This is a genomic window from Psychrobacter sp. 1U2 (genome assembly GCF_051847575.1).
Genome location: NZ_JBPYDC010001585.1, coordinates 1 through 568, shown reverse-complemented (window position 1 = coordinate 568; position 568 = coordinate 1). Strand labels below are relative to the sequence as shown.

General features: G+C 40.1%; 1 pseudogene. It reads left to right on the top strand.

Going from position 1 to position 568, the window contains the following annotated elements:
- Positions 1–246: 246 nt before the first annotated feature.
- A pseudogene (locus ACS8FD_RS23325) lies at positions 247–568 on the top strand (Fe(3+) ABC transporter substrate-binding protein); the annotation flags it as partial.

Genomic DNA, 568 nt, shown 5'->3' with positions numbered 1-568 from the left:
ACGCACAGAAGCTGCTGTAAACGTGATTTTGGGGCAATGGCTAATATAAAATGAATAGAATAAAACTCTCTATAAACTGTACTTTTTGGGGGCAAAACCAGTCGAAATAATGTATTGATAATTAATCTCATTTCTATTAGTATATTGTTTCTGGTTTTTATCATTGTTTTAGCAGTATAAACGCCTACCTAATTGCTTATCATCTAAACTATCTCATTTATCTTTTATACTATTATGGAGAAGACCATGTCATCGAACGCGGTTGCTGAACGTCTGTCGCTAACTCGCCCTGTTAAGGCTACCTTATCTGTTGCTGTCTTTGGCATGATGATGGGTCTAGTGGGTTGTAATAACGCATCTACTCCAGCTGAAGACGCAGAGACGCAAACGCCGACCACTGAAGAGGCCAGTAATGATAGTACCGTGGCGACTGCAGGTGATGATCAAGTGGTGACGATTTATTCGTCACGTAACGAGCAGCTTATTAAGCCATTGTTAGATAAATATACCGAAGAGACAGGCGTAAAAATCGAGCTGGTTACTGATAAGACAGGTCCATTAATGGCAC